General features: G+C 34.9%; 14 protein-coding genes. 1 reads left to right on the plus strand and 13 read right to left on the minus strand.

The window, feature by feature from the left end; translation table 11 throughout:
- Positions 1-3: 3 nt before the first annotated feature.
- Entirely contained in the window at positions 4-867 is an 864-nt protein-coding gene (locus tag AC1RPY_RS04140) for a DegV family protein (protein WP_481761482.1), read from the minus strand.
- Between the two features lie 86 nt (positions 868-953).
- Positions 954-1,586 carry a YfbR-like 5'-deoxynucleotidase gene (locus tag AC1RPY_RS04145; RefSeq protein WP_409022185.1) on the minus strand — a complete coding sequence of 211 codons (633 nt, stop codon included), beginning with the start codon at positions 1,584-1,586 and terminating at the stop codon, positions 954-956.
- 211 nt (positions 1,587-1,797) lie between these two features.
- Between AC1RPY_RS04145 and AC1RPY_RS04150 the strand changes: the two genes are divergently transcribed.
- A complete protein-coding gene (locus AC1RPY_RS04150) occupies positions 1,798-2,697 on the plus strand; it encodes a hypothetical protein (protein ID WP_481761483.1) in 900 nt (299 codons plus the stop codon).
- A 148-nt stretch (positions 2,698-2,845) separates the two neighbouring features.
- Here AC1RPY_RS04150 and AC1RPY_RS04155 read toward each other — a convergent pair whose 3' ends face one another.
- From AC1RPY_RS04155 to phoU, 11 genes are all read right to left on the minus strand, one after another.
- Positions 2,846-4,573 (minus strand): phospho-sugar mutase, encoded by a 1,728-nt coding sequence (locus tag AC1RPY_RS04155; protein ID WP_481761626.1) that lies wholly within the window; start codon positions 4,571-4,573, stop codon positions 2,846-2,848.
- Positions 4,574-4,647: 74 nt separating this feature from the next.
- Positions 4,648-5,133: a MarR family winged helix-turn-helix transcriptional regulator gene (locus AC1RPY_RS04160; protein WP_481761485.1), complete on the minus strand. Its 486-nt coding sequence runs from the start codon at positions 5,131-5,133 to the stop codon at positions 4,648-4,650.
- A gap of 11 nt (positions 5,134-5,144) precedes the next feature.
- Positions 5,145-6,488: a DHA2 family efflux MFS transporter permease subunit gene (locus AC1RPY_RS04165; RefSeq protein WP_481761486.1), complete on the minus strand. Its 1,344-nt coding sequence runs from the start codon at positions 6,486-6,488 to the stop codon at positions 5,145-5,147.
- 133 nt (positions 6,489-6,621) lie between these two features.
- Entirely contained in the window at positions 6,622-7,560 is a 939-nt protein-coding gene (trxB, locus tag AC1RPY_RS04170) for a thioredoxin-disulfide reductase (RefSeq protein WP_481761487.1), read from the minus strand.
- Positions 7,561-7,696: 136 nt separating this feature from the next.
- On the minus strand, positions 7,697-8,596 hold the full coding sequence (gene galU, locus AC1RPY_RS04175) for a UTP--glucose-1-phosphate uridylyltransferase GalU (protein ID WP_409022179.1): 900 nt from the start codon (positions 8,594-8,596) through the stop codon (positions 7,697-7,699).
- Between the two features lie 14 nt (positions 8,597-8,610).
- Positions 8,611-9,630, minus strand: coding sequence for an NAD(P)H-dependent glycerol-3-phosphate dehydrogenase (locus tag AC1RPY_RS04180; protein WP_481761488.1), 1,020 nt, complete (start codon positions 9,628-9,630; stop codon positions 8,611-8,613).
- Between the two features lie 77 nt (positions 9,631-9,707).
- Positions 9,708-10,535: a prolipoprotein diacylglyceryl transferase gene (lgt, locus tag AC1RPY_RS04185; protein WP_481761489.1), complete on the minus strand. Its 828-nt coding sequence runs from the start codon at positions 10,533-10,535 to the stop codon at positions 9,708-9,710.
- An 18-nt stretch (positions 10,536-10,553) separates the two neighbouring features.
- Positions 10,554-11,492: an HPr(Ser) kinase/phosphatase gene (gene hprK, locus AC1RPY_RS04190; RefSeq protein WP_481761490.1), complete on the minus strand. Its 939-nt coding sequence runs from the start codon at positions 11,490-11,492 to the stop codon at positions 10,554-10,556.
- A gap of 11 nt (positions 11,493-11,503) precedes the next feature.
- The gene (locus tag AC1RPY_RS04195) at positions 11,504-11,857 is read right to left on the minus strand and encodes a phage holin family protein (RefSeq protein ID WP_481761491.1); all 354 of its coding nucleotides are present in this window, start codon (positions 11,855-11,857) and stop codon (positions 11,504-11,506) included.
- Positions 11,858-11,880: 23 nt separating this feature from the next.
- Positions 11,881-12,186, minus strand: coding sequence for a PspC domain-containing protein (locus AC1RPY_RS04200; RefSeq protein WP_409022174.1), 306 nt, complete (start codon positions 12,184-12,186; stop codon positions 11,881-11,883).
- Between the two features lie 154 nt (positions 12,187-12,340).
- A complete protein-coding gene (phoU, locus tag AC1RPY_RS04205; RefSeq protein ID WP_481761492.1) occupies positions 12,341-13,027 on the minus strand; it encodes a phosphate signaling complex protein PhoU in 687 nt (228 codons plus the stop codon).
- Positions 13,028-13,039: the final 12 nt, after the last annotated feature.

The following is a 13,039-nucleotide window of genomic DNA, read 5'->3' on the forward strand; positions in this document are numbered from 1 at the left end:
AACTTAATCAACTAAATAATCACGACCCCAAATAAGACCCATTGTTTTTTCTCCAGTATGGACGCCAATAACAGGCCCAATATGACTAACCTCAACTGGAATATTAGGATAGTTGGTTTTAATAAATGAGACCCATTTTGTACTCTCTTCAGGATTGTTCGCATCAACGATACTTACTCGAATTGGATAATCAACTGAGTTAATCGCATCAGAAAAATCTGCCATTACCCGTTGAAAAGCACGCTTCTTTGTCCGTTCCTTAGTTAAAGGGATAATTTGACCTTCATGATTAAAGGTCAGAATTGGTTTAATTTGTAATAAGTTACCCACAAACGCAGCACCATTCGTCATACGGCCCGTTCTAAGTAAATGGCTCAAGTTATCCACAACAAAGAAAATACCCACCGTTTCACGCATTGCTTCTATTTTAGGTACAATCGTGTCTGCATGCTCACCTTGCGCCACTAATTGAGCAGCTTTTAATACAAGAAAGGCTTCTGCTGAACTTGCTGCTTTAGAATCAATCGGATATACCGTAATTCCTTCCACAGTTTTTGAATAAGCACGTAAATTATCCACAAAACTTGTGATACCTGTTGATAGATGAATTGAAATTACTTCATCAAATCCCTCTTCAATTAATTTATCGAAGACACTTTGCATTTGTCCCATTGTGACTTGTGACGTTGTGGGTAACTTATCCGTATCTTTCATTCTTTGATAAAATTCTGAAGCAGAGATTTCCACATCTTCTAAATAAGTCTGTTGCCCAAAAATAACCGTGATTGGTACAACAATAATATTTTTATCTTTGGCTACTTTTGGATCAATATATGACGCACTATCTGTTACAATTGCCGTTTTCATTAATTTCTCCCTATTCTTTAAGCAAAAAAGGACTACCTTGTATGCATTATTCTAGCATACAACGCAATCCTTAACCTATGTGTACTCTATTTCTTAATAATATCCAAGGTTATTTTTTTAATTTTATCTTTATCTGTGAAATCTTCCGTTAATAATTCTGGAAGAATTTCTTGTAGAATATACTGAACACTCGCTAAATCTGAAAATTCAAGAATCGTTTTTAAGCTTTCTTGATAAATTTCAGTATAAACTGATTCAGGATTACCCTTTTGAATTTCGCCAAATGATTCATATAATAAATCTAATTTATCAGCTACAGACAAGATTTTACCTTCTAAAGTATCATCCTTACCTTCTGATAATCTACGACGATAGGCATCTTGGAATTCTTCTGGAATTTCGTTCACAATAAAATTCTCAGATAATGATTCCTCAACATTTGCTAACATTTCTCTTAGCGTTGTTGTTGCATATTTAACGGGTGTTTTAATATCACCAATGAATCGTTCTGTATAATCATGATTCAACGCTTTTTCATACAACATGCGCCAATCAATCGTATTTCCTGCATTTTCTTCAACATCACCTAAAAATTGAGCAGCTTCTGTTACTTTGAATGAATGTTCCGCTACCGAATGATCTTCATATTTAAAATATCCTGGTGCTCGTTTTAACGTTTCTAAATTACTTAAACTTTGTAGGTATTGATGCATTCCCATAATTAACAGCTCCCTCTCATTTTTTATATAAATTTTTACAATCTTACCACATATGGAAAAGTTAATTCAAGTATCATCAACTTTTAACAAAAAAATAAACTGATTCACATTGCAAACGCTTGATACATCAATTGGAACACGTCGCGCAACTTTACCTTACTTTTTTATGTTATGCTTATTTTCATGCTTTATATTTAAGGAGGACATTTTTTTGAAGTTTTTAGCCAATAAAACCGTTGAATACTTAACCGGTTTTATCTTGATTTTAATCATGGTACAAGCCGCGTCACTTTTACATGATTCAGAAATTATTTTACCTGAAATCGCCGCGTTAACAGTTGGACTGTGGATTTACCACGAAGCCAATTGGTTAGATCGTTCGTTTAATCTTTTTTTGCTGCCTTCTGTCACCGCAATTATCGGTTTTGGCATCAATTTACTTGAGATTTCTTACACAATTAAAATCTGCCTAATGATCGCCATCATGGTCTTTCTATTAGTGGTAACCCGATCGGCACTGGCGCCTTCATTGGCTACAGGTCTCTTGCCAATCATCGTTAATGCGTCCAAATATTCATTCATCATTGCCATCATCATTTTCACTTTCATCGAGATGATTGTCGTTAAAGGCCGTAAACTCGATCAAAACTACGCAAAAAAAACAAACCTTAACTATCAGGCTATGCTTTTATTTCTCGTTTCTTCACTCATTTGGGTTGGTCTCGTGACGATTGCTGGAAAGCCTTTGATGGCCGCTATTCCACCGATTCTTGTCGTTTTTTTCGAGGTGCTACAAAAGCCGATGTATCCGGCAAAAATGGTGTTCAAACAGGTTACTGCCTTGACGCTTTCAGCAACGATCGGTGTTCTCGCCTGCATGGTAATCGATTCCAATGTTGTTGTCGCCTTAATCACTATGCCTCTCGTTTTTTGTATACTCCATCTTTTCAAAGTTAAAATTCCAGCCGCTTATGCCTTTCCATTGCTTGCAATGATTGTTCCACCGACTATCTTTAGCGTTCTCCCCGTGTCGTCCCTACTCGCTTCCATCTACTTTCTTGGAATCGCCTACCTTTATCACCGCTTTAAAAAGAAAAAAATGAATAAATAGAAACTAAACAAGTTAATCAGCCCTGAAAGAAAATAATAAATCTTAAAAAGTTGTTTACAAAATACTGTTTTATTTGCTTATAAATTTTGTAACCCATTTAAGGTCAAAAAAAGTAGTGCTAAATGTAAATTTAGCACTACTTTTTTAGTTAGGCGTTGACAATTGCCATAATTGCTTCTTCAAATGCAAGACACTTAGCTTGTGCTTTTTCATCAGTTTCAGCTTGCGTTCCCACGTAGAATTTAATTTTTGGTTCAGTCCCTGAAGGACGAATTGCAATCCAAGAACCATCTTCTAAGATATATTTCAACGCATTTGCAGTTGGTAATCCGATTTCTTCAGATGATCCATCAGCTAATTGCGCCATACCCGTTGTGAAGTCTTCTAATTTAGCGACTTTATAGCCAGCAAAATCTTTAGGTGCGTCATCACGGAAGATTGTCATTAAATCTTTGATTTTTTGAACACCTTCAATACCTTCAAACGTTAACGCTTTAGTATTTTCAGCGTAATAACCATATTCTTTAAATAAATCATCTAATCCATCTGACAATGTTTTATCAAATTGTTTGTAGTAAGCAGCTACTTCAGATAACATTACTAATGCTTGGATAGCATCTTTATCACGAACGAAAGGACGAATTAAGTAACCATAACTTTCTTCAAAACCAAACATAAAGGTATGTTCATTTGTTTCTTCATAGTTTTGAATTTGTTCCGCAATAAATTTGAATCCTGTTAAGACATTAATCATTTTAGCATGATGTGCTTCAGCAATCTTAGTTGCAAGTTCACTTGATACAATTGATTTAACGCCAACGGCATTAGCGGGTAAAGTTCCTGCTTCTTCGCTAGCAGTTAAAATATAATTGAACATTAGAGCAGCAATTTGATTACCTGTTAATAATTTATATTCACCATCAGTTTGACGTACAGCGACACCCATACGATCAGCATCTGGATCAACAGCGATTAATAAATCAGCATGTTCACGTCGACCCCATTTGATAGCTAAATCAAATGCTGGTGCGTCTTCTGGGTTAGGTAACTTGATTGTTGGGAATTCAGGATCACCTTCAGCTTGTTCAGGCACAATCTTAAATTGTTCAAATCCAGCTTGTTTCAAAGCACGTTCACCCAACATTTTACCTGTTCCATGAAGTGGTGTGAAAACAAGTTTCATTGAAGCACCAACTTCATCAACTAATTTTTGATTAATTGTCACTTTTTTAACTTCAGCAAGATACGCAGCGTCAACTTCTTCACCAATAATTTGGAGTGTTTTATCAGCTTTTAATACTGTCTCATCACCTACTTTAATGGCAAATAAATCATCAGCTTCGCGAACAAAACCAGTAATCATATCTGATTCTTTAGGTGGCATTTGGCCACCGTCTTCACCATAAATTTTATAGCCATTATATTGTTTAGGATTATGGCTAGCCGTTATCATAATTCCGGCGTAAGTAGCTAAATGGCGGACTGCAAACGATAATTCTGGTGTGGGACGTAAGCTTTCAAAAACAAAGCTTGGAATACCATGTGCGCCTAAAACTTTAGCTGATTCCATCGCAAATTCTTGTGATTGGTAACGCGAATCATAACTAATTGCGACACCGCGCATTTTAGTTGCATCATCTAACGTATCCATAAAGCGAGCTAATCCTTCAGTTGCTTGACGAATCGTGTAGATGTTCATCCGGTTAATACCAGGACCCATCAAGCCACGCATACCAGCAGTTCCAAATTCCATTGGTTGGTAAAAAGATTCTTTTAAATCTTCTTGATTATTTTTAAGCGAAACAATCTGATTTTTTAATGTTGCGTCTAGTGTTTCTTCATTTAACCAAGTTAAATAATTATCTTCCCAAGTCAAAATATCACTCCCATTCATATAATATTACTATTATACAATAAATGCGCTTACTATTCAGGATAATAAAAAAGATATCAGAATAATTCTGATATCTTTCTTCCAGCAAGTCGCTCACGTTCAATTCCTGATTTAATTACCTTTTCCAAAATATGCTCAAATTGCTTAATTTCTTCTTCACTAAGCACCGATATACTTTCATCATTAACGACTGTAATTCTATCAAAAATATCTTGATAATTATTAATCGCTTTTGCTGTAGGATAAAGTTCAGTCCGTCGTTTATCTGCGGACGACATTTTTTTTTCAAGCCAACCATCTTTAATTAATTTTGAGATAGCACGTGTCACAACACTGTGATCCCGATAAATATTTTGGATTAGCTCATCCTGACTAACGCCAGGTGACTCACAAACTAACAACACGTAAAAAAAGTTACTCTCAGAAAGTTCAAACCCTTTTAACGTATCATTTATTCTTAATCGAATCATTCTGTTGTAAATTGTTGTTAATTTCTCAACTTCATGTGTATCGTAAAAAGAATTTCCATTCATATTTTGCATCTCAAAACTCCTTAAGCTTTACTTGTTTTTCTGAAATAGATTAGTCCAACTAGTCCAATTACAATTGAGACAACCATGATAAAGATCATTGAATATTTGTATCCAACAACAAATGATGCAGGAATACTAGCAATAACAATAATAACGGTATTAAATAATGAACCACTAACTTGTCTTAATGTATTCGTTAATGTTGTTGCATGATTTATTTCCATTGGATTTAAATCTTTTAAAGATTCTGTTGTTGCTGGAGCCATAATAGCACCAACCCCTGTTAATCGAATAGCGTAAGTAACAACTGATAACCAAACAGGAAATTCAATTGTTAAGAATAACATTGGTAGTACTGAAATCATCAACATCAAAAAGCCAAATATAAATATTTTTTTATAACCGTATTGATCATAAAGGTTACCAACAATAGGTGAAATAATAGCATTAATTGCAGCACCCGGTAACATAATTAATCCAGCAGTCATTCCTGATAAATGTTGATTATTTTCTAAGAACATTGGCATAACTAATTCTGTTGCCATTAAAATACCAAAAACTAACATAATTAATGCAATCATAGTTGAGAATGAACGTACTTTGAAAATTCGAATATTTAAAAATGGTTCTTTTAAAGCTAATTGACGACGGCCAAAATAGATTAATGCTAAAACACCAATCACAATAAGGACAAGTGCAACTAATAATTGGTCTCCAATAATTGAAATACCAATTAAAATTGTAGCAAGTCCAACTAGTGATAAGAAGAATGATTTAAAATCAATTTTAACATCTGTCTTTTCTGAATAGTTAGGTAAAATACAAACCCCAACAATTAATAAAATTAACATGATTGGAATAATGAAAATAAATAATGCTCTCCATGGTAAAAATGTAATCATAATACCTGATAAAGTTGGTCCAATTGCTGGAGCAGCTGAGATAACAAGCATAGCAAGTCCCATTACAACGCCACGGCGTTCAATTGGGTTAATTGCAATGACACTAATCATCGTAAATGTAGTCAATACGCCACCGGCAGCAGCTTGGATTAAGCGACCAATTAAGATTGCCCAAAAATTAGCGCCACTTGATGCAACGATACTTCCGATTAAAAAGACAACCATAATACCGACAAATATTTGTCTTGTTGAATATTTTTCATATAAAATTGCTGATAATGGTGTCGAAATTCCGACCATTAAAACATAACCCGTCGTTAACCATTGTGCGGTTGCAAGGTTAACATTTAAAACGGTGATTAATTTTGGTAATGCTGTAATCATCAATGTTTGATTTAATAAAGCGGCAAAAGTCGCAATTAATAAAACAGCACCAATTGTGTTTCTTTTTTTGTTTGTCATTCTAACTCTCTTCTCACTTAAATTTACGCATATGTTTAATTTTTTTCATAAGCGGATTAGATTATTATAATGTTCACATGCACATAAAGTCAAGTAAATAAAAAAATAAGCCTCAAAAGGCTTATTCTATAATTTAACTTAATTCTGCATCATTTAATGATTCAAGGTAACTAAATGTTTGTTGTCCAGCAATACCACCGTCACCAACTGCAGTTGTAATTTGACGCAATTCTTTCTTACGCACATCACCAACTGCGAAAATACCTGGTACATTTGTTAGCATATTTTCGTCAGTTGGAATCCAACCATAATCGTCAGTAATTCCAAGCTTTGTGAATGCTGTTGTCATTGGTTTAACACCAACATAAATGAAGACACCACTAGCAGGAATTTCAGATGTTTCACCTGTTTTATTATTCGTTACTTTAACGCCAGTTACTTTACGATCGTCACCAACAATCTCTGTGACATTAGTATCCCAAACAAAAGATATTTTATCATCCGCAAAGGCACGATCTTGTAAGATTTTTTGAGCGCGTAATTTGTCACGACGATGAATTACCGTCACTTTTGAAGCTAATTTTGATAAATAAGAACCTTCTTCGATTGCTGAATCACCGCCACCGATAACGATGACTTCACGATTTTTGAAGAAAGCACCATCACAGACTGCACAGTAAGATACACCTCGGCCACTAAAGGTATCTTCGCCTTCAGCACCCAATTTTTTGTATTCTGATCCAGTTGCGATAATTAAAGCTTTTGTTTCAAAAACATCATTATCTGTTGTGATGAGTTTAGTATCGCCTTCAATTGTAATATCGGTTACACTACCGTATGCATATTCTGCACCAAATTGTGTCGAACTTTCGTACATTTCTTTTGCTAAATCAGGGCCTAAGATTGATTTAAATCCAGGATAATTTTCAACTTCAGCCGTATTGTTCATTTGGCCACCATAAATCCCACGATCAATCATTAAAACCGATAGATTTGCACGTGATGCATAGAGTGCGGCAGTCATTCCACCGGGCCCAGCACCAATCACAACAACATCATATTTTTTTGTCATTAGTTCAACCTTCTTTCTTTTAGTAAGTAATTCAACAATACCCTATGTTACTTTTTTTGTCTATTTAATTGCTTTAACATCAAAAACAGGTCCCAAGTGAGTTGAACTTGAAACCTGCTTTACTGTAAGAATTAGGCTACTTATTTTTTGCTGTATCTTCTGCAATTAATTTTGCGCCTAAAGTCTTCAAATATTCTTTTAATTCATCTTTAACTTCTTTATGTTTCAAACCATACTCAATACTTGTTTTTAAGTAGCCAAATTTATAGCCAACATCGTATCGGGTTCCTTTAAATTCATGAGCGAAAACACGTTGCACCTTGTTCAATGCATCGATGGCATCCGTTAATTGAATTTCATTACCAGCACCTGGTTTTTGATGTTCTAAGATACCAAAAATTTCAGGTGTTAATAAGTAACGTCCAATAATAGCCAAGTCACTAGGTGCTTCTTCAGGTGTAGGTTTTTCAACAAAGTTTTTAACATTGAATAATCCAGGTTTAACTTCTAATTCAGGATTAATCACACCGTATTTTGAAACTTCTTCATGAGGGACTTTCATCACCGCTAAAGTTGAAGCATGTGTCTCATCAAAGCGATTCATGAGTTGACGCGTTAATGGTACTTTATCTTCCATTAAATCATCGCCTAACATGACAACAAAAGGTTCATCCCCAACAAAGTCTTTAGCCATTAAAACGGCATCGCCAAGACCTCGTGGATGAGATTGACGAACAAAATACAAATTAATATCCGTTGTTTCTTCAACTAATTTTAATAATTCGTCTTTATGCTTTGCAGCTAAATTCGCTTCCAGTTCTGGCACCGAATCAAAATGATCTTCAATTGGTCGCTTACCTTTACCCGTAACAATCAAAATATCTTCAATACCCGATTGACGCGCCTCTTCAACAATAAATTGAATCGTTGGTTTATCAACAATTGGGAGCATTTCTTTTGCCATCGCTTTAGTTGCTGGTAAGAAACGAGTCCCTAGTCCAGCAGCCGGAATAATGGCTTTTTTAACTTTTTGCATAGTCTAATCCCCTTTTATTCTGCTAATTCAGATTTACCTTCACGATTGATCAAAGCTTCAATCACTGATTTAATTTCTTTATTATTGTATAAAACGTCATAAATTGCATTTGTGATTGGCATATCAATTCCTTGTTGTTGTGCTAATTCATAAGCAGCCTTAGCAGTACCAACACCTTCGATAACCATACCCATATCAGCAACAACAGCATCTAATGATTTACCTTGACCTAATTGGTCTCCAGCACGCCAGTTACGTGAATGAACACTTGTAGCTGTAACGATTAAATCACCAACACCAGAAAGTCCCATAAAGGTTAATTGGTTAGCACCAAATGATGTCCCTAAACGAGCAATTTCAGCTAATCCACGTGTAATCAAAGCTGCTTTAGCGTTATCGCCATAGCCCATACCATGAAGCATACCAGCACCAACGGCGATAATATTCTTCATAGCTGCGCCCATTTCAACACCGATAACATCGTTATTTGTGTAGATTCTTAAGAATTTATTCATAAAGAGATCTTGAACAAAACTTGCAGCTTCAGGATCAGTACTTGCTGAAACAATTGTTGTTAAATCACGATTTGCAACTTCTTCAGCATGACTTGGGCCAGAGAAGACAACAACACTACCACGAATGTCAGCAGGAATTTCTTCTTCAATAACTTCTGAAATACGTTTGTGTGTGACTTGTTCTAGTCCTTTACTTGCATGAATAATAATTGGTTTGTTACCTGTTTCTTCTAAAATTGCTGCTACTTGTTTAGCAACAATACGGCTTGCTTTTGTTGGAACAACAAATAAAATAGCGTCAACTTGATCCAAAGCTTCTTTTAAATCTTCATATGCATGTAGGTCTTTAGAATAAGTGTAATCTTCCAAGTAATGCTTATTTGTATGGAACTCATTCATTTCTGCTACTTGTGCTGGAACATTTGACCAAAGTCTGATGTCATGACCATTTTCAGTTAGGATATCGGCAAGGATACTACCCCAAGAACCGGCGCCTAATACTGCTACTTTTTTTGTCATTATATAATCTCCTTCAAAATTTATTCATTCTAATCATACCAAATTTTACCTCTAATAGCATTAACTATGAGAAATTTTTATTTCAATTGTCCGTCTAAATACCATTGATTTTGCGGTTCCCAATATCTTCTCAATAATAACCAACTAATTGATCCAATAAAAATCACTAATGAGAGAAGTTGAGAAACACGAATTGTTGAAAATAACATTAAGCTATCTGTTCTCATTCCTTCGATAAAGAAACGACCAAATGAATACCAAGTTAGATATGCAAATAGTATTTCTCCACGTTTGAAAAGGTGTACTCGATGTCTCAAGGCAATTAATATTAAGAATCCAACAAAACTCCACAATGATTCGTATAGAAATGTTGGCTTATAGTAGGTGCCATTGATGTTCATTTGGTTAATAATAAATTCAGGTAAATGTAAATTTTGCAATGCCTCTAACGTCGTTTTTCCACCATGGGCTTCTTGGTTCATAAAATTACCCCAACGGCCGATTGATTGCGCAAGTAGCACAAGTGGTGCCGCTAGATCAAACATTAACCATGCTGACAAATGGCGACGCTGACAGAAAATAATCACTGTAATAATTGCGCCTATTAACCCACCATAGATAGCAATACCACCATCCCAAATTCGATAAACTTCACTGAGATGTTGAGCGTAATAAGACCACTCGAACACAACGTAATAGAGTCGCGCAGAAACAATTGAAATTGGCAACGCCCATAGAACCATATCATATATGGTATCTTCATTTATTCCTATTTTTTTGCCTTCAAGAATGGCTAAAATAACTGCTAGAATTACTGCACTCGCAATTATTACACCATACCAACGAACTTCAATAGGTCCTAATTTAACTGCGATGGGATTCAACGCACCTAATAAATAATTCAATTTACTCTCGTCCAATCCTTAATCTTTTTTTGAATTTGTTTGGATTAAGCCATTTAGATTAGCTTCAAATGCTTTAGTAGCATCATAACCCATTGTTTTTGCACGGAAGTTCATTGCTGCGACTTCAATGATAATGGCCAAATTACGTCCTGTTTTAACAGGTACAGAAATTTTTGGCACATTCACATTGAATATTTTAACAAATTCATCATTATTACCTAATCGATCAAATTGTTTATCAGGAGTCCAGTTTTCTAGATGAATAATTAGTGAAATATCAGTGTCATTACGGACAGCTCCTGCACCAAACAAGTTCATGATATCGATAATACCGATACCTCGAATTTCAAGTAAATGTTTTAAAATTGCAGGTGCCTCACCAACAAGTGTCTCCTCATCTTGTTGGAAAACATCAACACGATCATCTGCAATTAACCGATGTCCACGTCTAATTAATTCAAGCGCTGTTTCTGATTTACCAACACCAGAATCACCTGTAATCATGACCCCAAGACCATAAATATCAACTAAAACACCATGTATTGACTGGCGTTCAGCTAATTTAGCTTCCAAAAAGTTAACCATATTAGAAGATAGACGTGACGTTGTTAGTTTTGAAATTAGAACTGGAATATGTCTTTCTTTGACGATAGCTAATAATTCTAGCGGCACATCCAAATCATTTGAAACAACAAAACATGGTGTTTGTTCTGTTGCTAATTGATTCATCACATTCTGCCTATCTTCAGGAGTCAGTCCATTTGCATAAGCATGTTCTGTCATCCCAAATAATTGAATACGTTCTTTCGGATAAAAATTAAAATACCCGGTTAATTCTAGACCAGGACGTGAAATATCACTTGTTGTAATTTTTTTATCATCCAAGTATTCTTTCCCAATTAAAACAGTTAATCCCATTGCATCTACTAAATTTCTAACTGAAACTTCATTGGCCATCTTAATGCCCCCTATTGTCTATTTCTAATAAAGTAATTTGTTACGATTGTATTAGCAATACTCATCACAATTGAGATGATAAATGCCGCCCAAAAGCTCGAAAATTTAAATTCATTACCCACAAAAAATGACGTCATTTGTAACATAAATGCATTTATAATCAGATAGAAAAATCCTAAACTGAAAATAGTTACCGGCAGTGATAAAATCACTAAAAACGGTTTAACTAGCATATTTAGTACGGCCAGTACAAAACTGGCGATTAATGCAACCCAGATACTTTTAACAAATAAAGTCTCTGGAAAAAAACCAGATATTGCCAAAAACAGTATGGCATTAATTAATACGCGCTGCCAAAATCCCATGAATCTTCACCTCATCATTAATATTATTTATCGTCTGTAACTTCTACATCTTTAATAATTTTACGGCCACTCTTACTTGATGAGCTAGTCCGTTGTCCAGTACTAGATGTAAACTGCTCAAAAGAACTAGTAAATGAACGTTTTTTCCCTGGTAAGCTAATTGCTAACAAGATATAGACAAGTATAAATACGCCTTTTGTTGCGAAGATTAGCATTAAAAATAAAAATCTAACGAGTGTTGGATTCCAATTTATATATTCGGCAAGTCCAGCTGCGACACCCGCGATAATTTTATTAGTTGATTTTGTGAATTTTTTATTTGTTTTCATTTTGTAGTTCCTCCATTCAGAATAATCTATCATTATTGTACTTCTTATCGTACTCATTTTACAATTTTAACGAGCGTTATTTACTTAAATTTTAACGTTTAAATTAAAAATAACTAACAATCGCGAAATTGTTAGTTATTAAATGAGTAGTGCCTTATTCATTTTCTTTTTCTAACTCTGATTTACCAGGATTCAATTCAGTGATTCGGCCATTTTTTAAATAAACAACCCATTCACACACATTTGTAACATAATCGCCAATTCGTTCTAGATAAGTGGCAACCATCAAATAGTCAGCACTTCCCACAACTGTTTCGGGATTCGTTTTCATTTCATGGATACACTGGTCATATATTGTCGTGAAATATTCATCAACTTCAAGATCTAAATTAGCAACTTTACGAGCTTTTTCGGCATCTTTTCTAATATAAGCTGTGAGGACTTCTTCAACCATCTTACGTGCGTGGTCGCCCATAATTCCGATCTCATCTTCAATCTCCGTTACCCTAGGATTGCCTTTAACACGAATCGTTGATCTCGCAATACTTACAGCGTGATCTCCCATTCGTTCTAAATCAGAAATAGCTTTTAAAACAGTCACAATATCTCTTAAATCACTTGTAACAGGTTGATACAATGCAATCATTTCTAACGTTTGTTTTTCTAACTTCATTTCGCGTTCATTAATTTTGTAATCGCCAACGATAACTTCATGGGCCAACTCTTTATCATGATTAATGAAAGCACGGACAGATTTATGAATGGCTTCACTAACCATCATACCCATTTCGCTAAATCTAATGTGTAGCTTTTCTTGTTCTTCATCAAAAAGTAATCGCATTATTTTGTCTCC

The sequence above is a fragment of the Dellaglioa sp. CoH-56-MRSF-12 genome, from assembly GCF_056782075.1.